General features: G+C 69.8%; 17 protein-coding genes. 7 read left to right on the top strand and 10 right to left on the bottom strand.

Annotated elements, in window-relative coordinates; translation table 11 throughout:
* Window positions 1–2: 2 nt before the first annotated feature.
* The 5 genes from phoU to GP2_RS04285 all read right to left on the bottom strand — a co-directional run bounded on the left by phoU (window position 3) and on the right by GP2_RS04285 (window position 6329).
* Window positions 3–665 carry a phosphate signaling complex protein PhoU gene (gene phoU / locus GP2_RS04265; protein ID WP_006899238.1) on the bottom strand — a complete coding sequence of 221 codons (663 nt, stop codon included), beginning with the start codon at window positions 663–665 and terminating at the stop codon, window positions 3–5.
* A 94-nt stretch (window positions 666–759) separates the two neighbouring features.
* Complete coding sequence (locus GP2_RS04270; RefSeq protein WP_006899239.1) at window positions 760–3048, bottom strand: LCP family protein; 2289 nt, start codon at window positions 3046–3048, stop codon at window positions 760–762.
* A 176-nt stretch (window positions 3049–3224) separates the two neighbouring features.
* The gene (dusB, locus tag GP2_RS04275) at window positions 3225–4406 is read right to left on the bottom strand and encodes a tRNA dihydrouridine synthase DusB (protein ID WP_174320695.1); all 1182 of its coding nucleotides are present in this window, start codon (window positions 4404–4406) and stop codon (window positions 3225–3227) included.
* A gap of 53 nt (window positions 4407–4459) precedes the next feature.
* Window positions 4460–5452 (bottom strand): acyl-ACP desaturase, encoded by a 993-nt coding sequence (locus GP2_RS04280; protein WP_006899241.1) that lies wholly within the window; start codon window positions 5450–5452, stop codon window positions 4460–4462.
* Between the two features lie 346 nt (window positions 5453–5798).
* Entirely contained in the window at window positions 5799–6329 is a 531-nt protein-coding gene (locus GP2_RS04285; protein WP_006899242.1) for a nuclear transport factor 2 family protein, read from the bottom strand.
* 122 nt (window positions 6330–6451) lie between these two features.
* Here GP2_RS04285 and GP2_RS04290 point away from each other — a divergent pair, with 122 nt between their 5' ends.
* The 3 genes from GP2_RS04290 to GP2_RS04300 all read left to right on the top strand — a co-directional run bounded on the left by GP2_RS04290 (window position 6452) and on the right by GP2_RS04300 (window position 10629).
* Complete coding sequence (locus GP2_RS04290) at window positions 6452–8281, top strand: serine/threonine-protein kinase (protein WP_006899243.1); 1830 nt, start codon at window positions 6452–6454, stop codon at window positions 8279–8281.
* On the top strand, window positions 8281–9099 hold the full coding sequence (locus tag GP2_RS04295) for a fibronectin type III domain-containing protein (RefSeq protein ID WP_006899244.1): 819 nt from the start codon (window positions 8281–8283) through the stop codon (window positions 9097–9099). The genes GP2_RS04290 and GP2_RS04295 overlap by 1 nt, the downstream gene beginning before the upstream one ends.
* Window positions 9100–9228: 129 nt before the next feature.
* Window positions 9229–10629, top strand: coding sequence for a WS/DGAT/MGAT family O-acyltransferase (locus GP2_RS04300; RefSeq protein ID WP_006899245.1), 1401 nt, complete (start codon window positions 9229–9231; stop codon window positions 10627–10629).
* A 27-nt stretch (window positions 10630–10656) separates the two neighbouring features.
* On the opposite strand, the gene GP2_RS04305 is transcribed toward GP2_RS04300, so the two are convergent.
* From GP2_RS04305 to GP2_RS04320, 4 genes are read right to left on the bottom strand one after another with little or no spacing between them, the layout of a single operon-like run.
* The gene (locus tag GP2_RS04305) at window positions 10657–12687 is read right to left on the bottom strand and encodes an NAD(+) synthase (protein ID WP_040526416.1); all 2031 of its coding nucleotides are present in this window, start codon (window positions 12685–12687) and stop codon (window positions 10657–10659) included.
* Window positions 12688–12727: 40 nt separating this feature from the next.
* Window positions 12728–13552, bottom strand: coding sequence for an NAD(+) synthase (gene nadE / locus GP2_RS04310; protein WP_006899247.1), 825 nt, complete (start codon window positions 13550–13552; stop codon window positions 12728–12730).
* A 39-nt stretch (window positions 13553–13591) separates the two neighbouring features.
* Window positions 13592–14086, bottom strand: coding sequence for a SixA phosphatase family protein (locus GP2_RS04315; protein ID WP_006899248.1), 495 nt, complete (start codon window positions 14084–14086; stop codon window positions 13592–13594).
* Entirely contained in the window at window positions 14083–14379 is a 297-nt protein-coding gene (locus tag GP2_RS04320; protein ID WP_006899249.1) for a hypothetical protein, read from the bottom strand. Before GP2_RS04320 ends, GP2_RS04315 begins: the two co-directional genes overlap by 4 nt.
* Before the next feature lie 115 nt (window positions 14380–14494).
* On the opposite strand from GP2_RS04320, the gene GP2_RS04325 reads away from it, so the two are divergent.
* Complete coding sequence (locus GP2_RS04325) at window positions 14495–15370, top strand: DMT family transporter (RefSeq protein WP_040526417.1); 876 nt, start codon at window positions 14495–14497, stop codon at window positions 15368–15370.
* Between the two features lie 40 nt (window positions 15371–15410).
* Here the strand turns inward: GP2_RS04325 and GP2_RS04330 are convergent, their stop codons facing one another.
* Window positions 15411–15857 carry a flavodoxin domain-containing protein gene (locus GP2_RS04330; RefSeq protein ID WP_006899251.1) on the bottom strand — a complete coding sequence of 149 codons (447 nt, stop codon included), beginning with the start codon at window positions 15855–15857 and terminating at the stop codon, window positions 15411–15413.
* A gap of 280 nt (window positions 15858–16137) precedes the next feature.
* On the opposite strand from GP2_RS04330, the gene GP2_RS04335 reads away from it, so the two are divergent.
* From GP2_RS04335 to mmsB, 3 genes are read left to right on the top strand one after another with little or no spacing between them, the layout of a single operon-like run.
* On the top strand, window positions 16138–17670 hold the full coding sequence (locus GP2_RS04335) for a CoA-acylating methylmalonate-semialdehyde dehydrogenase (RefSeq protein WP_006899252.1): 1533 nt from the start codon (window positions 16138–16140) through the stop codon (window positions 17668–17670).
* Between the two features lie 11 nt (window positions 17671–17681).
* Window positions 17682–18857, top strand: a complete 1176-nt coding sequence (locus GP2_RS04340) for an acyl-CoA dehydrogenase family protein (RefSeq protein ID WP_006899253.1) — start codon at window positions 17682–17684, stop codon at window positions 18855–18857.
* Between the two features lie 58 nt (window positions 18858–18915).
* Window positions 18916–19785, top strand: coding sequence for a 3-hydroxyisobutyrate dehydrogenase (mmsB, locus tag GP2_RS04345; protein ID WP_006899254.1), 870 nt, complete (start codon window positions 18916–18918; stop codon window positions 19783–19785).
* The last annotated feature ends 357 nt before the right edge of the window (window positions 19786–20142 follow it).

Raw genomic sequence — 20142 nt, forward strand, 5'->3', positions numbered from 1 at the left:
GTCTAGCCGATGCCGCGGCACTGCTCGGGGGTCTTGCCCGTCGCCGTGAAGACCACGCGCCGCCCGATGAGGACGGCGTGGTCGGCGAAACGCTCGTAGTAGCGGCCGAGCAGGGTCACGTCGACCGCGGCCGCGACCCCGTGCTGCCACTCGCGGTCCATCAGGACGGTGAACAGGTGGCGATGCAGGTCGTCCATCGCATCATCGTCCTCCTGCAGCCGCAGCGCCGCCTGCGGGTCGCGGGTGACCAACACCTCGTGGGCGCTCTTGGCGAGTGCGACGGCCAGTCGACCCATCTCGGCGAAGTAGCCGTTGACCTCTTCGGGAAGTGCCTTCGCCGGGTGCCGGCGTCGTGCGACCTTCGCGACGTGCAGCGCCAGCGCACCCATGCGGTCGGCGTCGGCGACGATCTGGAAACCGCTGACCACCCCGCGCAGATCGCCCGCGACCGGCGCCTGCAGGGCGAGCAGGGCGAAGGACTGTTCCTCGGCGCGCGCCGACAGCTGCGTCATACGCTCGCTGTCGCTGATCACCTCCTCGGCGATGGTGAGATCGGCCTGGAGCAGCGCCTGCGTGGCACGCGCCATCGCGACCCCTGCGAGCTCGCACATCTCGCCTAGGACGGCGGTCAGCGCTTCGAGTTGCTCTTGGTAGGCGGTACGCATGACGCTCAGGATACGTGACCTCGATGAACGCGGGATGAACGTCCGGTGCCCGCGGATCGACATCACGCGGCCGGAGTCGAGACGGCGCCTGCCGCTAGGTGCAGGTCGTGTCGCCGGCGTTGGTGACCGCGAGGTCGTTGGGCAGGTCGCCGGTGTTCTCCGCCGGTGCGAGCTGTTCGACGTTGATCGTCGCGCCGGTGTCGGGAACCGCGCCCAGATCGCCGCCGAAGTCCGAGCCGAGGATCACCTCGACACCAGACTTCACCGTCCGGTCGAACTGGATCTCGGCGCCCGGGAACATCTTGGCCAGCGTCGCGGCCGCCGCCTGCTGGCCGACGCCGTAACGGACGACGGTGTCGTCGCGGTTCTCCGACGCATCGGCGACGCCGCGCACGTCGAAGCCGTAGGGCGTCAGACGGTCGGAGACCTCGGAGGCGAGGCCGGCGGTCGAGGTGCCGTTGAGCACCCGGACGCCCACATTCGCAGGGTTCTGCGCGGTCGCGGTGATCTGGCCGACGGTGTCGGTCGAGCTCTTGCGCGACGGGCCGGCCGGGGCCTTCGACGTGGTGGCCTTCGACGACGGTGCCTTGGACGGCGGGGTCTTCTCGGCCTTCTTCTCACCCGGCAGCGGCAGGTCGTCGATGATCGCGTTGAAGATGGCGTCGATGTCGTCGGTGCGCGGGATCTCGTTGTTCTGCCCGTCCTCCGAGGTGCCGGAGGTCGGGATGGTCAGGAAGGTGACCCGCCCGGCGTCGATGCCCTGCATCGACTCGGCGAGATCGATCAGCGACTGCGTGTCCACGCCGTCGACGTAGCTGTACTCGATGAAGGTGTTGACGATGCTGTTGAGCTTGTTCGGGTTCTTGAGCACGTCGCCCGACAGCGTCGACCGCAGCAGCGACGACATGAACAGCTGCTGGCGCTTGATGCGGCCGTAGTCGCCGTTGCCCTCGGTGGCGATGTTGCGGGCGCGGACGTAGTTGAGCGCGCGGCGTCCGGTCAGCTTCTGCTTGCCGGGCTTGCGCAGGATGTGCCCGATCTCGTAGTCGTACAGCGGAACGGGCGAGCAGACCTCCACGCCGCCGATGGCACGGACCACCTTCTCGAACCCGTAGAAGTCCATCCCGATGAAGTGGTTGATGTTCAGGCCGCTCATCTGCGTGATCACGCGGACCAGGCACTGCGGCCCGCCGTAGAAGTAGACGCTGTTGAGCTTGACGTTGTCCTCGGCCGGCATCTCCTCGCCGTACTTGCCGGTCTCGTTGTCCCACGAGTTGCACTCGGGACGATCCACCTGCAGGTCGCGCGGGAACGAGACCGCCACGACGCGCTCGCGGTTGGCCGGCACGTTCACCAGGATGACGGTGTCCGACCGGGCGCCCTCGGCGTCGGCGGTGGTGCCCGCGCCGACCTTCGAGTTCTGGCCGCCGCGTGTGTCGGTGCCGACGATCAGATAGGTCTCGTCGCCGGTCTGCGCATCCTTGTTGCGGATGTTCTTGTCCTCGGGGTCGACGGCGGTGACGTTGCGCCAGTTGCCGTTCCACGACTTCAGGTAGCCCCAGACGAAACCGGTGCCGACCAGCGCGGTGACGCAGGCGAGCGCCACCAGGACCCGGCCGGTGGCGGTGGTCTTGCGGAGGAGCGAACGCTTGCGGTCCTCGCGCGGGGGGTCGAGGCGCCGCGGCCCTGACCGCAGGTTCAGCGGGCCCGTCAGGTCCGGGGTGGGCTCCAGCGGTTCGCGCGGGACCTTCGGTGCGGGCGGCGTGGGGGTGGTTCCGGACGGGACCGGTTCGGCCGGGATCGGCGCGTCCTGCGCGCGGGACTCCTCGATGGCGCGCTGCGCGGTCGCGCGGTCGGACAGATCGGGCGGGGTCTCACCGGACGAGGAGATCGTCGGGATCTTCTGGGTGACCTCGTTGTCGAAGCGGTGGACCTCGGTGGGCCGGTCGTCGGCGGCGGGCTGGCGGGGGTCGCGACGCGGGGTCGGACGGTCGCCGGGGCCGGACGCCGACGGGGTGAAGCGCCGCGAGCGCCCGCGCGTGACCGGGGGGTTCGGGACATTGGGACGGCGTGGGCGCTCGGTTGCGCGCGGGGCGCCTGCGTCGCCGGCCTGGGCGGCTCCCTCGGCCTCCATCTGCTCCATCAGCTCGCGGACGGTCAGACGGGTGCGGCCGCGGACGAAGCGGTCGGTGGACCGGGGCTCGCGCAGGCTCGCATGCGCACTTGCGCCGGGCGTCTGGGTGCCGGTGCCCTGGGCGTTCGGGTCGATCCGGGGACGGCGGTCGTTGCCATCACTCGGACGTGCGGCACGACGGCCTCGCCGAGACCTGTTGGTCCCGTCGGCCGCGTCCGGTTCGTCCGGTCCCGATGTCCAACGACTCAATGCACGTTCCTCATGCCCCGAGGCTCGATGGCGCGTCACCGCACGTCGGGGCTGTGCGTGGCGGCGGGCGCAGGACTGCGTGGACCCGGTGGCCGGGACCTCCGCGCCATACTACTGATCACACCTGAGAAGAGGCCTCAGCCAGATGCGCGTTGTGACGGTTTTCGCAGATCGTTTCAGCCGCCGGAGTGCATGACCTCGGCGCCGGCGGGAACGACGTCCTCGTACGGGTCGTCGAGCCAGCCCTCGGGCAGCGCGACCTTGGCCGGGGAACCCTGGCGGCCGCGCGGGCCGTGCCCGTCCCGGGGGAACGGGGCGTCGGCGGGGAGTTCGGCGAGCAGTTCGCGCAGTTCGTCGACGCTCTTGACCAGCGCCATCCGGCGGCGGACCTCCGAGCCGGCGGGGAAGCCGCGCAGGTACCACGCGACGTGCTTGCGGATCTCGCGGCAGCCCTTGTCCTCGCCGTGGTGCTCGACGAGGAGCTCGCAGTGCCGGACCATGATCTCGGCGACCTCGCCGAGATTCGGGGGCTCAGGGGCGGCGAGGCCGTTCAGCTCGGCGGCCAGCTCGGCGAACAGCCACGGCCGGCCGAGGCAGCCGCGGCCGACGACGACGCCGTCGCATCCGGTCTGCCTCATCATCGCCACCGCGTCGGCGGGTTCGAAGATGTCGCCGTTGCCGAGCACCGGCACCGAGGTCACGTGCTCCTTCAGCCTGGCGATCTCGTCCCAGTCGGCCTGCCCCGAGTACCGCTGCGAGGCGGTGCGCGCATGCAGCGCGACCGCGGCTGCGCCCTCCTCGGCGGCGATCCGGCCCGCGTCGAGATGGGTGCGGTGTTCGTCGTCGATGCCGATGCGGAACTTGACCGTCACCGGGATGTCGGTGCCCTCCGTCGCCCGCACCGCGGCGGCGACGATCTTGCGGAAGAGGGTCCGCTTGTAGGGGATGGCCGAGCCGCCGCCCTTGCGGGTGACCTTCGGGACCGGGCAGCCGAAGTTCATGTCGATGTGATCGGCGAGGTTCTCCTCGACGATCATCTTGGCCGCCTCGTAGGTCCACTTGGGATCGACCGTGTACAGCTGCATCGACCGCGGGTTCTCGTCCGGGCCGAAGGTGGTCATGTGCATCGTCACCGGGTGGCGCTCCACCAGGGCCCGCGCGGTCACCATCTCGCAGACGTACAGGCCCGACACGGTGCCGGTGCGCGCGAGTTCGAGTTCACGGCACAGGGTGCGGAACGCGACGTTGGTGACGCCGGCCATCGGCGCGAGCACCACGGGACTGGCCAGTTCGATCGACCCGATGCGCAGCTTCTCGGTGGTGATGGCGCCGGTGGCCGGGGTTTCGGTGGGATGCAGCGAACCGGCGCCCTCGGAGTCCGAAGGCGCCGGTCGGCTGGAGACGGTCGTGCTCAGGATGCCTGCTGCTCCCGCTTCTTGGCCTCGCGGGCGAGCGAACGGTCGCGCATCTCCTCGAAGCGGATCGTGTCCTTCTCGAGCTGCTCGAGGAAGGCGGCGAGCTCCTCTCGGGTCTTCTCGCCCTCGGAGGTGAAGTCGTCGCGCTCGAAGACCTTCCACTTGCGCAGGACCGGCATGACGACCTCTTCGAGGTGCTGGCGCAGGTCGTAGATCCCGTGCTTGGCCATGAGGACGCCGTGGCGGCGGAAGTTCGGCATGCCGGCGCCGGGCATCTGGAAGTTGGTGACGATGTCGGTGACCGCGCGCAGCGTCTGGTCGGGCGCGATGTCGAAGCCCGCACCGCAGATGTTGCGGTAGAAGATCATGTGCAGGTTCTCGTCGGCGGCGATGCGCTGCAGCATCTTGTCGGCGACCGGATCGTTGCAGGCCTTGCCCGTGTTGCGGTGGCTGACGCGGGTGGCGAGCTCCTGGAAGGTCACGTACGCGACCGAGTGCAGCAGACCGAGGTCGTCGGCGTGCTCCTCGAGTTCGTCGACGCGTCCGGCGGCGGCGAGCATCGGGTCGTAGCCGTTGGTCATGTGGATCATCCGCGCCTCTTCGAGGGCGACCGGATCGACGCCGCGGGTGACGACGAGGTAGTCGCGCATGACGATGCCGTGGCGGTTCTCCTCGGCCGTCCAGCGACCCACCCAGTGGCCCCAGGCGGAGTCCATCGAGAAGTTGTCGGCGATGACCCGGTGGTACGAGGGCAGGTTGTCCTCGGTCAGCAGGTTCGTGATCATCGCGGCCTTGGCCACGTCGGAGAGCTCCGACTGCTCGGGGTCGTAGTCGACGCCGCCGAGGGCGGCGAAGTTGCGGCCCTCGTCCCACGGGACGTAGTCGTGCGGGTTCCAGTCCTTCGCGATCTTGAGGTGACGGTTGACGTTCTCCTCCGCGACGGGCTCGAGCTCCTTGAGAAGCTCGAGTTGCGTCAGCAGCCGTGCCATAGATGTCCTCCGAACGGTGTCCGCGTATGTCGTACGTGTCTCGTCAATGTGTCTCCACGGTCGCGGCGTCGCCGACGTGCGGAGAGAGCCCCGACGTCGTCGGGACGTGCGGTCCCGACTCGGCGAACCGTGGGGCGCCGGACCTTGCCAGGCCGAATCTGACGCCACTGGTCAAAGCTCTAGCCTACGGCACCGAAGGTTCTGTCCCAAGTCCGTCGGCATGGCTGTCGCGCCCGCGCAGTCCCGATGTTACTGCCGCTCTCAGTGGCCTGCGTCACGTCCTGCGGGCGGTCCGACCAGGGAGGTCCTGGCGGCCGCGGCGTCGGGGGACCGGGGCGCGTGCAGGTCAGCGGCGACGGGCGAACATCGCGCCGGTGGTCTCCATCCACGCGGCGGCGGCCTCGTCGAGCCGACCGTGTTCGCGGGCCTTCTCACACCACCGCATCGCCGCCCGCCCGAACTCCAGCGGGTTGTAGACGTCCTCCTCGCGGCTCCACAGCCCGTCCCCGGCATAGGTGAGGATCGTGATGTTGGTGGCGGTGATCACGCTGCCGTCCCCGGGGTCGCGCATGGGGTTGTCGACCTCGCAGATCACGCGGCCGGTCGGGGCGTCGACCACGTGCCACAACGACGGGAAACCCGTCATGTGGCTGCCGGGGAACGCGGTCATCGTCTTCCACGCCCAGGCGCGGATCTCCTCGCGACCCTTGAGGGTTCCCAGCGCATGCTCGACGAAGTCGGCATCGACCGTGAACAGGTCGGCGTAGCGGTCCCAGTCGCCGGTCTCGGCGACCTCGGCCACCGTGCGCTGGAACCGGGCGAACGCCTCGTCGAGCTCGGCGGCGGTGAACGTCTGCTGATTCTCGGTGGATTCCATCGGGGCCGATCCTATGGACCGGACCGGTGTCCTCGTCCGGTTTTCGGCGGACTCGGTAGCATTTGCGGCCTACGCAACTGCCGCACCGGCAAATAACACCCGGGGATATCGGTGAGGACGTCATGTACCAGGTAGGAGACCTGATCGCGGGCTACCGGGTTCTCGACGTGCTCGGGCGCGGGGGCATGGGGGACGTGTACAAGGCGGCCCATCCGCGGCTGCCGCGCGCCGACGCGCTCAAGGTCCTGCGGTCGGCCCATGCGACCGACCCGGTGTTCCGGGCCCGTTTCGAGCGGGAGGCCGACGTCGTCGCGCCGTTGAACCACCCCAATGTCGTCGCGGTGTACGACCGCGGTGTGTTCGACGACCAGCTGTGGATCGCGATGGAGTACGTCCCCGGCACCGACGCCGCCCGGATGCTGGCCGCCGACGCCCCGCTCGAGCCGCATCTGGCCTGCCTGATCGTCTCGGGCGCGGCCGCCGGTCTCGACGCCGCGCACCGCCGCGGCATCATGCATCGCGACATCAAACCGGCGAACATCCTCGTCACCCCGGGCGCCGCCGATGCCGCGGCGCCGAGCGGGTTCTTCGTCCCCGACGCGGTGAAGGTCACCGACTTCGGCATCGCGCAGGTGATCGACGAGGTGACCAACCTGACCGGCGACGGCATCACGATCGGCACGATGCACTACGCGTCGCCCGAGCAGATCGAGGGACGCCGGGTGGACGCCCGCAGCGACATCTACTCGTTGGGTGCGACGGCCTTCGAACTGCTCACCGGCGCACCGCCGTTCGAGGCAACCTCGTTGCACGGGCTGATGACCGCGCACCTCCGCGAGGACCCGCCGGCGGCCACGAGCCGCAACGGGGCCCTGCCGCCGGGGGTCGACGCGGTGCTGGCCAGGGCGCTGGCCAAGGACCCCGACGACCGGTACCCGAGCGCCGGGGAGTTCGCCCGCGCGCTCGAGGACGCCTTCGACAACCGGCAGACGCTCGCCGGGTCCGTGCCGGACCAGGATGGGTTCGGGGCCCGGGACACCGCGACTCCCTCCGATCCGGTGGCCTGGCCGTCGCCCGCACCCGGAGCCGTGGGCACCTCCCCCGAGACCCTGCACGGATGGACACCGGTCGACGCCGCGGAGACCACGGTGCCGGTGCGACGGCGCGCGGGGAAGATGATGGCCGCCGGGGTCGCCGCGGTGGTGCTCGCCGCGGTCATCGGGGCCGGCGCGGGGGTCCTGCGCACCTCGACGGAGGGGCTGGAGACGCCGAACCCGCCGGACGCCGAGGTCACCACCTCCGCGGTCGAGCTGTCGTGGGGGCGTGTCGACGAGGCCACCAATTACGTCGTCACCCAGAACGACCAGGTGATCTACTCCGGCCCGGACACGAGGTTCTCCGCGCCCCGGCCCATCCCGGGCACGTACACGTATCAGGTGGCGGCGCAGGCCCCGGACGGACGCACCTCCGACTTCTCCGGGAACTCCGGGGCCGTCGACGTCTTCATGACCTGGGGCGAGCTGCAGCCGATCGCCGACGCCTACCACGACCTCATCCCCGCGACGCCGTTGTCCACCAACGGGTTCGACGGCATGCGGTGCTGGGGCGAGGACGGCGACCTGGCCCTCGGTTCCTCCAAGCGCACCATCTGGTGCACCCGGTATGCAGACGAGGAGGACCGGGAGACGGCCTACCAGGTCGTCGTCGACGTGTACGACACCCCGGAAGAGGCCCGGGCCACCGCCGAGCTGACGGCCCGCAACCCCCGGGGCGCCGCGCACACCACGGCTCAGGGGCATACCGGCACCCTGTACCTGTCCGAGACCGGTGGCCAGGGGAGGGCGATCCTCGCGCAGGACACCGGTGACCGCGCGCGGTCGGTCGTCTGGGTCGCGGTACCCGGCCGGCCGGCGGCCGCGGCCGCCGATCTCATGAAGAGGCTGCCGATCTGATGGCGACCAGGGTCCCGGGCATCTCCGCCCCGCGGCGCCGTGTCGTCCCGGTATGGGCGGTCGCGCTGGTCGTGGTGGCAGCCCTGCTGGTGGGTGCCGGTGCCTTCCTCTCGGTGCGCGCCCTCACCGGTGTGGACGTGCCGGATGCTCCACGCGGCCTGCGGCTCGACGAGCGGTCGGGACGGCTCGTGGCGTCGTGGGAACCGGTGTCCGGGGCGTCGGGTTACCAGCTCGTGCGCGACGACGGCCTGGTCGTCTACCGCGGCGACGAGACCGAGGCCGTGGACGTCGCCGTCCCCGCCGGCGAGCACACCTATCGGGTGGTGGCCCTGCGCGGCGACGCGAGTTCGCCGCCGAGCGAACCGAAGTCGGTCCGGACCGGCAACGGTTGGGGCGTGTACGCGCCCTTGGTGGCGCAGTTCCCCGAACTGCTTCCACAGGCCCCCGACGCCGTGGCCGCGTGGAACGACGCCCGCTGCGTGCGCCGGTACTCCGGCGGCCGCGACGAGGTCGGGCCGTCGGAGACGGGCAACGGTCGGGTGCGCACCGTGTTCGTCGTCCGATGCACGGCCGGTGCGGTCGACCGCCCGTTCGGCGTCTTCTGGTTCGCCTCCAAGGATGCCCTCAACGCCGAGTACTCGCGGTCCTCGGCGACCTCGCGCCCCGTCCGGTGGCGACACGGCACCGGTCTCATCGACGAGAACGGTCGCGGGGTATTCAAGATCACCGACGACCCGGCGCGGGAGCTGGCGATGATCGTCGTGCTCCGGACGCCGGCCCAGGACGTCCTCCGAACGGTCGATTCGATGCCGATCTGAGCCGTTTCCGCAGATCCGGGGACGACCCGGACGTGTGACTGGGACGATCGCACCGCCGGACCCACCCGCGTGCGGCATGATGGCCGTGGGGTTTCCGCGGTTCCGGCCGGGGGAAGAGAGGTTGGTGCAATGCAGCGGTTGAGTGGTCTCGATGCGTCGTTTCTCTACCTGGAGACGCGAAGCCAACTGATGCACGTGATCGGCCTCGTCGAGATCGATCCGAGCACGATGCCGGGCGGCTACGAGTTCACCAAGCTGCGAGACGAGATGGAGCGTCGCGTCGCCGCGATCCCGGCCTTCCGCCGCAAGCTCGCCGACTCGGTGCTCAACATCGACCATCCGGTGTGGGTCGAGGACGAGGACTTCGACATCCAGCGTCACGTGCACCGCGTCGCGGTGCCCGCACCCGGCGGCGAGCGCGAGGTCGCCGAGTTGTGCGGCCACCTCGCCGGCCAGACGCTCGACCGCGGCAAGCCGCTGTGGGAGCTGTGGATCATCGAGGGCCTGTCCACCGGCCGTATCTGCGCGATGCTGCGCATGCACCACGCCGGCACCGACGGCGTCACCAGCGCGGAGATGCTGGCCCAGATGTGCACGCTCACACCGGATCCGCCGGAACTGGACCCGAAGAAGATCCGCGAGTCGGCCGGCCCGCCGTCGCGGGCGACGATCGCCGCCACCGGCGCGCTCAACTACTTCGTCGCGCGCCCGATCGCGATGGCGAAGCTGCTCCCGCGCACCCTCAGCGTGCCGGTGGGCTGGTTGCGTCGCGCCCAGCAGCAGTCGGCGATGCCGGCGCCGTTCATGGCACCGCGGACCCGCTTCAACGGGCCGATCACCCCGCACCGCAGCATCGCCCTGGCGCAGTTGTCGCTCGACGACGTGAAGCGGGTGAAGAACCACTTCGGCGTGAAGATCAACGACGTCGTCCTCTCCCTGGTCGGCGGCGCGTTGCGCACCTACCTGATCGAGCACGACGAACTTCCCGACCGCCCGATCGTCGGGATGGTGCCGGTGTCGGTGCACGGCGCCGACGAGTCCGACCTCGTCGTCGAGGGGACCAACAAGGTGACCGGCATGTTCACGCTGCTGTCCACCGACGTCGACGACCCGGTGATCCGCCTGGAGAAGCAGGCCGAGTTCAGCCGGACGTCGAAGGAACACCACGCCGAGATCGACGCGAACATCCTGCGGTCCTGGGCGCAATTCGCGCCGGGCACGACGCTGTCGACGGTGATGAAGTTCTACGGCGACCGCAAGCTGGCGTCGGCGCACCCGCCGATCTTCAACGTGCTCGTCTCCAACGTCGCGGGACCGAACTTCCCGCTGTATTTCCTGGGTTCTCGGGTGACCGCGGTCTACCCGCTGGGACCGATCTTCCAGGGCCTCGGACTGAACATCACCGTGTTCTCCGCCGACGGGCACCTCAACGTCGGCATCCTGGCGTGCACCGACCAGACACCCGACCCGTGGAAGATCGCCAACGCCTTCGACGACCAGCTCAAGCAGCTGCTCGCCGCCTGCGACTGACCGCGGCGCCGGGCGGGCGGGTGTCGCTCAGGCGCTCCCGCCGGCCAGCTCGTCGAGCCACACCCGTGCCGACGCGTCCGACGGCGCACGCCAGTCGCCGCGCGGCGACAGCGAGCCGCCGGAACCGATCTTGGGGCCGTTGGGCATCGCGGTGCGCTTGAACTGGTTGTTCATGAAGCGCCGGAGGAAGACTCCGAGCCAATGTTCGATCGTCTCGGCGTCGTACTCGTTGCGCTTGTCCTCGGCGAGCAGCTCCGACCATGGGCCGCGGGAACGGTCGCCCCACGCCTGCCGGGCGAGATAGGCGACCTTCGACGGCCGGTAGCCGAACCGGGTCACGTGGTACAGGAAGAAGTCGTGCAACTCGTACGGGCCGACCGTGTCCTCGGTGGACTGGATCTTGCCGTCCTCCCCGGCGGGGACGAGCTCCGGGGAGATCACGTCGTCGAGGATCTCGGCGAGCACGTCGGTGGTCTCCTGCGAGTGGTGGGAGTTGCGGATCATCCACCGGATGAGGTGCTGGATGAGGGTCTTCGGCACCGAGCCGTTGACGTTGTAGTGCGACATCTGGTCGCCGACCCCGTAGGTGCACCAGCCGAGCGCGAGTTCGGAGAGGTCACCGGTGCCCAGCACGAGCGCGCCGTGGTGGTTGGCGAGCCGGAACAGGTGCGACGTGCGTTCCCCGGCCTGCACGTTCTCGAAGGTGACGTCGTAGACCTTCTCCCCGCGCGCGTACGGGTGGTCCAGGTCGGCGAGCATCTGCTCGCACGACGGACGGATGTCGATCTCCTTGCCGCTCACCCCGAGCGAGTCCATCAGCACGTGCGCCCGGCGCAGCGTCGCGCCGCCGGTCGCGAAACCGGGCATGGTGTAGGCCAGGATGTTGGCGCGCGGCAGCCCGAGCCGGTCGAAGGTGTCGACCGCGACGAGCAGCGCCAGCGTCGAGTCGAGACCGCCGGACACGCCGATGACGATCTTCTCGATGCCGGTGGAGCGAAGGCGCTGGGCCAGGCCCTGCACCTGGATGTGCCGGACCTCGGCGCAACGCTCGTCGAGATCGGCGGAATCGGCCGGGACGAACGGGAACCGGGGCACGACCCTGCGCAGCACGTCGTCGTCGACGCGGAGGTCGCCGAACGCGAACCTGATGCGCCGCAACGACTTCAGACGCTCGGCGTGGTCGCCGGCCTGGTCGCGCAGGCTGATCATCCGCATGCGTTCCTGACGCAGGCGGTCGAGATCGATGTCGGCGGAGATCATCTGGTCGTCGGTGGCGAACTGCTCGCTGCGCGCCAGCAGCGACCCGTTCTCGGTGATGAGCGCGTCGCCGTCCCAGGCGAGATCGGTGGTCGACTCGCCGTAACCCGCGGCGACGTAGACGTGGGCCGAGATGGTGCGGGCGGAATGCGAGGTGCACAGGCTCTTGCGGTAGGCCTCCTTGCCGATCGTGACCGGGCTGCCCGACAGGTTGGCCAGCACGGTGGCCCCGCCGAGCGCGGCCCACGTGCTCGGCGGGATGGCCACCCAGCCGTCCTCGCAGATCTCCACGTGCAGGGCGAAGCCCGGCAGGTCGTCGGCCTCGAAGACCAGGTCGTTGCCGAACGGGACGGTCTCACCGTCGATGGTGACCGTGTCGGGCACCGCGTCCCGAGCGGCGGAGAAGAACCGCTGCTCGTAGAACTCGCGGTAGTTCGGCAGGTACGACTTCGGGACGACGCCGAGGACCGACCCGTCCCGGATCACCGCGGCGCAGTTGAACAGTCCGTCCCCGACCAGCAGCGGCAGCCCGACGACGACCAGCGGCGTGAGACCTCTACTCGCCGCGGTGATCTCGGCGAGCGCGGTGCGGCAGCCGTCGAGCAGGGCGTCCTGGTGGAAGAGGTCGTCGGCGCTGTAACCGCACAACCCCATCTCGGGGAAGACGACCAGGCAGGCGCCCTCGTCGGCGGCTCGACGCATCATCGAGATCGTGCGTTCGGCATTGGCGGCCGGATCGGCGAGGGACAGCACCGGTACCGCACCGGCAACCCGGGCGAAGCCGTTGGCGTAGACAGACACGCCGACCACATTAGTGCCCGCGCCATGTGGCGGGATGCCCTCAGGGGCGCCACCAGGTGTCGTCGACCTCGACGGGAGTGGTCCGCTTGTGCCGGTTGCGGTGCCACGCCGCCTCGATCCGTTCGGCCACCTCGTCGGGCACCTCGCGGCCCTCGAGGTAGTCGTCGATGTGGTCGTAGCCCAGTCCGAGTTCCTCCTCGTCGGTCTGACCCTGCTTCTCGTCGAGCAGGTCGGCGGTGGGCACCTTCTCCCACAGCTGTCGGGGGGCTCCGAGATGTCGCAGCAGCGCCCGGCCCTGCCGTTTGGTGAGTCCGGCCAGCGGCAGGACGTCGGCGGCGCCGTCGCCGTACTTGGTGAAGAAGCCGGTCACGTTCTCCGCGGCGTGGTCGGCGCCGACGACGAGCAGCCCGCGGTCGCCGGCCACCGCGTACTGCGCGACCATCCGGTGGCGTGCCTTCGCGTTGCCCTTGGTGAAGTCGGTCAGGGTCGTGCCGGTCGCCCGGGCGATCTCGTCGTCGAGCGCATCGACCCCGGGGGCGATGTTCACGGTCAGCAGCTCGTCGGCGGACACGAAGTCGGCGGCCGCCTGCGCGTCGTGCTCGTCGTGTTGCACGCGGTAGGGGAGTCGCATCCCGACGAACACGGCGTCGCCGCCGTCGGCGCGGACCCGCTCGACGGCGAGCTGGGCCAGGCGCCCGGCGAGCGTCGAGTCCACCCCGCCCGACAGTCCGAGGACGTATCCGCGCGTTCCGGTGTGGTGAAGGTAGTCGGCGAGGAAGCCCGCCCGTCGCTCGATCTCGGCTTCCGGGTCGATCGCCGGCACGACCCCGAGGGCGTCGATGATGATCCGCTGCTGCTCGCGCATGGCGCTCCGTTCTGCACCGGGACGCCGGCGCCGATGTGGTCAGTCCTCGCGGGGTACCCGGACGCCGACGAGACATGCATCCGGGTCAGGGGCGAGCCCGAGCTCGTCCCAGGGCTGCGACACGGTGACCACCGCATAGGCCGACGTCGGGAAGCGTTCGACGGTCCCGTCGGGGTCGAGCGCCAGCGCGGTCAGCGGCATGCCGGGCTCGTGGCCGACGACGAGCAGGGTCCGCGCATCGGCCGGGGCGTGGATGCGGATCGCCTCGAGGACGTCGTCGGCGTCACCGCCGTAGATGTCCTCGACGTAGGTGACCGGCGCGTCGATGCCCGTGCGTTCGAGGGTCTGCCTGGTGCGGGTGGCCGTCGAGCAGAGCACCGCGTCGACGGCGAGCCCCTCGTCGGTCATCCACCGGCCGGCGAGCGCGGCCTGGCGCCGGCCGCGCTCGGCGAGCGGGCGATCGTGGTCGCGGGTGGCCGGCGGATAGCCCGACTTGCCGTGACGCATGAGGACGAGCGTCCGGGCGCCGGTCATGCGACCCCGTGCGTGCGGTCCCGCCCCGATTCGCCGGTGTGCGCCTCGGGGTCGGCGGCGACGGTCCGCAGCAGCCGCGCGGTCGCGCGCCAGGCCGCGGCCTCCTGCCGCAGGAAGGCGGCCTCCTCGGGCTCGTCGAACGCCTCGAACTCGTCGGCGAGGGCATCGTGCTCGATCGACTTGTCGACGGCGCAGGCGATGTACTCGTCGATGGTCGTGCAGTCGGTGCAGACCGCCTCGATCGCCGCGGCGTCGAGTGTCGCCAGACGTTCCAGATCCGACCGATAACGCATACCCCGAATGTACGACGAGTGCGTCCGCCGGCAGTGCCGGGAGACCCCCCGGGCGTTTCGCTCGCCCCGGCACTCATCTCGGCGGGGCCGCCCGCACACCCCTACTCTTGTGGACGTGCACACCTGGGTTCCCGCGTTGCTGGCGGTGCTGGCCGCGCTGTTGATCGCGGCCGGGACCGTGCTCCGCCAGCGCGCGAGCAGGGTCAACGGCGCGATCACCCGGGGCTGGTGGCTCGGCGCGGCGATCGCGCTCTGCGGCTTCGCCCTGCAGGCCGCGGCGCTCGGACTGGGCTCGATCCTGCTGGTCCAGCCGCTCATCGTGCTGGCGGTGCTGTTCGCCCTGCCGTTGGAGGCCTGGGCCGATAACCGGCATCCGGCGCGGATCGAATGGGCGTGGGGCGGGGTGCTGGTGGTCTGCGTCGCGACGTTCCTGACCGTCGCGCGCCCCGAGCCGTCCATGCGGCGGCCCGACGCCCTGCTCATGTGGTCGACCGTCGGCTCGGTCGCCGCGCTCGTGATCGCGCTGGTCCTGCTCGCCCAACGCTCCAGCCCGCATTACAAGGCCCTGTTCTACGGCCTGGTGGCGGGCATCCTCTTCGGGGTGTCGGCGCTGCTGGTGAAGGCGATCGTCTATCAGGTCACCCACGAGTTCCTGCACACTTTCGTCCAGCCCGCGATCTATCTGTTCGTGCTGGTCGTCGTCGGTGCCGTCGTGGCCCAGCAGCTGGGTTTCGCGGCCGGGGACCTGCAGACCTCGTTCCCCTCGATGACGGTTGCCGAACCGGCGGTCGCGATGGTGCTGGGCGTCCTGCTGCTGGGGGAGAACCTGAAGGTCTCGGTCCCGACGGCACTGTTCCTCGGGGTCGTGCTCGCGGTCATGATCCGGGCGGTCAGCGAACTGGCGAAACTGTCCGCGGTGCGCGGGGAGGAAAAGGCGGTGGCCGCGGAGGCCGCACAGACGGATCAGGCCGCCGGACGTCCGGCGGCCTGAAACGCTTGGCCCTGCATGCAGGGCGGTGTCGCTGGTGAGACTAGCTCTCGAGCAGCTCCGCGAGGCCCTCGGCCCACTCCTCGGCCTGGGCGGTCGGCTTGACCGCCGACGAGCCGTCGTGGCGGCCGTGCTCGCCGACCTGGGTCGCACCGCGCTTGGTCAGCATCTCGGCGATGATCTCGCCGCCGCGGTTGTAGGTCTCTCCGTAGACGGTGTCGCCGAGCCCGAAGACGGCGAAGCGCAGGCCGGCCAGGTCCGGATCGACCGCGTCGAGCTCCTCGGCGAACGGGACGGCGCCGGTCGGCAGTTCGCCCTCGCCGTAGGTCGAGCAGACCACCACGAGGAAGTCGGCCGGGTCGAGGTCCTCGACGGCGAACTCGCTCATGTCGTAGATCGACGGGTCGTGCTGGTTCAGCGCGTCTGCGATCGAGTCGGCGACGAGCTCGCCCGTTCCGGTCTCGGTTCCGTAGAGGATGACGACCGACATGTGCAGAACTCCTCTCGACGTCGGCTTTTCGCCCGAAAGGCTAGCCTAACCGCCGCACCGCCGTGAAATCGCAGGTGGGCAGGGGTTGGAAGAAATACTTGGATGTCCTACTATGTGGTGACAGAGGCCATACCGCGTCACGGCGTGAGCAGGGGGAGCTCTCTTTCGCCCGCGGCATCCGGCGAGAGGTGGCCCGGCCGCCCCTACAGACGTCGACGACCTCGACTCATGACCTGTGAAGACCTGCACAACCCCCGATATGAATCAAAGGTGATCTGAAGTGTCCGCTCCTGCTGTCCCGTCCATCCCGCACTACCTGAACGGCAAGCGCGTCCCCGCCGAGGGCGGCCGCTTCGCCGACGTCTTCAACCCGAGCACCGGCGCCGTGCAGGCGCAGGTCCCGCTGGCCTCGACCGACGAGGTCGCCGCCGCCGTCGAGACCGCCAAGAAGGCGCAGCAGGAGTGGGCCGCATGGAACCCGCAGCGTCGTGCCCGTGTCCTGATGCGGTTCATCGACCTGGTCAACAAGAACGCCGATGAGCTGGCCACCACCCTGTCGCTCGAGCACGGCAAGACCCACGCCGACGCCCTCGGCGATATCCAGCGCGGCATCGAGGTCATCGAGTTCGCCGTCGGCATCCCGCACCTGATCAAGGGCGAGTTCACCGAGGGCGCCGGCAGCGGCATCGACGTGCACTCGATCCGCCAGCCGCTCGGTGTGGTCGCCGGCATCACGCCGTTCAACTTCCCGGCCATGATCCCGCTGTGGAAGGCCGGCCCGGCCCTCGCCTGCGGCAACGCCTTCATCCTCAAGCCCAGCGAGCGCGACCCCTCGGTCCCGGTCCGCCTGGCCGAATTGTTCTCCGAGGCAGGGCTTCCCGATGGCGTCTTCCAGGTCGTCCACGGCGACAAGGAGGCCGTCGACGCGCTGCTGACCCACCCGGACGTCAAGGCCCTCGGGTTCGTCGGCAGCTCCGACATCGCGCAGTACATCTACTCGACCGCGGCCGCCCACGGCAAGCGTTCGCAGTGCTTCGGCGGCGCGAAGAACCACATGATCATCATGCCGGACGCCAACCTCGACCAGGTCGTCGATGCGCTCATCGGCGCAGGTTACGGCTCGGCGGGTGAGCGCTGCATGGCGATCTCGGTGGCGGTGCCGGTCGGTGAGCAGACCGCGGATCGCCTGCGCGCCAAGCTGATCGACCGTGTCAACGCCCTGCGCGTCGGTCACAGCCTGGACCCGAAGGCGGACTACGGCCCGCTGGTCACGGCCGCCGCCCTCGAGCGCGTCCGCGGCTACATCGGCAAGGGCGTCGAGGAAGGCGCCGAGCTGGTCATCGACGGCCGCGAGCGCACCAGCGACGAGCAGACCTTCGGCGACGAGGACATCTCGAAGGGCTTCTTCATCGGCCCGACCCTGTTCGACCACGTCACCAAGGACATGTCGATCTACACCGACGAGATCTTCGGCCCGGTCCTGTCGATCGTGCGCGCCGGCGACTACGAAGAGGCCCTCGCCCTGGCGTCGGATCACCAGTACGGCAACGGCGTCGCGATCTTCACCCAGGACGGCGACGCGGCCCGCGACTTCACCTCGCGCGTCGACGTCGGCATGGTCGGCGTGAACGTGCCGATCCCGGTTCCGGTGGCGTACTACACCTTCGGCGGCTGGAAGCGCTCGGGCTTCGGTGACCTCAACCAGCACGGCCCGGCGTCGATCCAGTTCTACACCAAGACCAAGACGGTGACGACGCGCTGGCCGTCCGGCATCAAGGACGGCGCCGAGTTCGTCATCCCGACCATGGACTGAGTGCGCCGGATATGACCACACTTGCCGAGGCCGCGGTCGCCCGGCTCGACGGTGACGAGCGCGTCATCGTCGAGACCGCGGCGGCCTTCGCGGCCAAGAAGCTGGCGCCTTACGCGCTGGAATGGGATGCGGCCAAACACTTCCCGGTCGACGAGCTGCGTGAGGCGGCCGAGCTGGGGATGGGTGCGATCTACTGCTCCGACGAGGTCGGCGGCAGCGGGCTGCGTCGCCTCGACGGCGTCCGCATCTTCGAGCAGCTGGCCTACGCCGATCCGGCCGTGGCGTCGTTCCTGTCCATCCACAACATGTGCGCCTGGATGGTCGACGCCTACGGCACCGACGAGCAGCGCAACAAGTGGGTGCCGCGACTGGCCACCATGGAGACCATCGCGAGCTACTGCCTCACCGAGCCTGGCGCCGGGTCGGATGCGGCGGCGCTCGCGACCCGCGCCGAGCGCCAGGGCGACGAGTACGTGCTCACCGGCGTCAAGCAGTTCATCTCCGGTGCGGGGTCGTCGGACCTCTACGTGATCATGGCCCGCACCGGCGACGCCGGCCCCAAGGGCATCTCGACCTTCCTGGTGGAGAAGGACTCGCCGGGCCTGAGTTTCGGTGCGCAGGAACGCAAGATGGGCTGGAACGCACAGCCCACCGCGCAGGTCATCCTCGACGAGGTGCGGGTGCCGGCGGAGAACCTGCTGGCACAGAAGGAGGGGATCGGCTTCGGCATCGCGATGAACGGCCTCAACGGCGGCCGTCTCAACATCGCGGCGTCGTCGCTCGGCGGCGCCCAGGCGGCCTTCGACAAGGCGGCCGCCTATGTCGCCAGCCGTCGGGCCTTCGGCAACGCGCTCATCGACGAGTCGACGATCCGCTTCACCCTCGCCGACATGGCGACCGCGCTGCAGACCTCGCGACTGATGCTGTGGCACGCCGCGACCGCCCTCGACGAGGACGCCCCGGACAAGGTCGACCAGTGCGCGATGGCCAAGCGGTTCGTCACCGACAGCTGCTTCGACGTCGCCGACAAGGCGCTGCAGCTGCACGGCGGCTACGGCTACCTGAACGAGTACGGAATCGAGAAAATCGTCCGCGACCTCCGCGTGCACCGCATCCTGGAGGGGACCAACGAGATCATGCGGGTCGTTCTCGGTCGCTCGATCGCAGCGCGGTACCGGGAGAGCTGACGCGACCAGATCTCTGGCGCAACGGCTTTCGCAGGCAAACACTTAGGGAGCAAAGACAATGACGACGATTGCTTTCATCGGCCTGGGCAACATGGGCGGCCCGATGGCGGCCAACCTGGTCAAGGCCGGACACACCGTGCGCGGCTTCGACCTGGTCCCCCAGGCGATCGAGGCCGCCAAGGCCAACGGGGTCGAGACCTTCCCGGCGGCGCTCGAGGCCGTCTCCGGCGCCGAGGTCGTGATCACCATGCTGCCCAACGGCGGCATCGTGAAGAAGGTCTACGACGAGGTCCTGCCGGCGGCGCAGACCGGTGCGCTCTTCATCGACTCGTCGACCATCTCGGTCGACGATGCGCGGGAGATCCACCGCAAGGCCGTCGAGCACGGCTTCGCGCAGGTCGACGCCCCGGTCTCGGGCGGTGTCAAGGGCGCCACCGCGGGCACGCTGGCCTTCATGGTCGGCGGTGAGGAGGAGGCCTTCTCGGCCGCTCGCGGCCCGCTCGACCCGATGGCGGGCAAGATCATCCACTGCGGCGGCCCCGGGGCGGGCCAGGCGGCGAAGGTGTGCAACAACATGCTGCTCGCCGTCCAGCAGATCGCGGTCGGCGAGGCGTTCGTCCTCGCCGAGAAGCTCGGCCTGTCCGACCAGGCGCTCTACGACGTGGTCACCGGCGCGACCGGCAACTGCTGGGCCATCGAGACCAACTGCCCGGTCCCGGGCCCGGTCCCGACCTCGCCGGCGAACAACGACTACAAGCCGGGCTTCGCCACCGCGCTGATGAACAAGGACCTGGGCCTGGCGATGGATGCCATCGCCAGCACCGGTTCGCGGGCGCCGCTCGGCACCCATGCCGCGCAGCTCTACCGCGCGTTCGCCGAGCAGCACGGCGACCTCGATTTCAGCGCGATCATCAAGACGCTGCACTAGCGGCCACTCGCTGGATCTGTATGACGTTGTGCCCGGTTTCCGGGCACAACGTCATACTCTTTTCGGCCGGCCAGCCGTCGTAGAGCGCCCTTGACCTGTTCGACGAACTCGGCCGATGCTCGGTCAGGTCGGCCCAGGTGAAGTCGAGGACCGTCCCCCGGCCGATGGGTGCGTCTCGCTTGGTGCGGTCGCGTCGGAAAATCGCCACGTCCCGGTGACAGGCGAATCCGACGGTCTCCACGGCCGGCCGTGGGGCGTCGGACACGACGTCGAGGAGATGCCCGCACACCTCGACGTCGGCGGCCCAGCCGCTGATGCCGGCGTCACGAAGTAGTCCGACGGCCAGGCGCTCGGCTC

Source organism: Gordonia paraffinivorans NBRC 108238, from assembly GCF_000344155.1.
Classification (GTDB): Bacteria; Actinomycetota; Actinomycetes; order Mycobacteriales; family Mycobacteriaceae; genus Gordonia; species Gordonia paraffinivorans.